Source organism: Streptococcus mitis (assembly GCF_001579035.1).
GTDB lineage: Bacteria > Bacillota > Bacilli > Lactobacillales > Streptococcaceae > Streptococcus > Streptococcus mitis_J.
Window position 1 is genome coordinate 1 of sequence record NZ_KQ970350.1, and the last position, 277, is coordinate 277.

At 39.4% G+C, this 277-nt stretch carries 1 protein-coding gene; it reads left to right on the forward strand.

The annotated features are described in order from the left end of the window. Positions 1-20 precede the first annotated feature (20 nt). A partial coding sequence (locus SMIDD26_RS11015; protein ID WP_134990323.1) for a helix-turn-helix domain-containing protein occupies positions 21-277 on the forward strand: 257 nt, incomplete at its 3' end.

Below are 277 nucleotides of genomic sequence, written 5' to 3' on the forward strand. Positions count from 1 at the left end.
AATTAGAAATGAGGTCTACTATGACAAAACATAAACATCTTACCCTTTCAGACCGTAATGATATCCAACTAGGCTTAGAGCGCGGTGAAACCTTCAAAGCTATTGGACAGTCCATTCTAAAAGACCCAACTACTGTTTCCAAAGAGGTCAAACGAAACAGACAAGTTAGAGAATCTACTTGTGATAAGCTTCCTTGCCCTCTACTCGACAAAGCTCCCTTTGTCTGTAATGGATGTCCTAAAAGAAGACAGAATTGTGGCTATAAGAAGATCTTCTA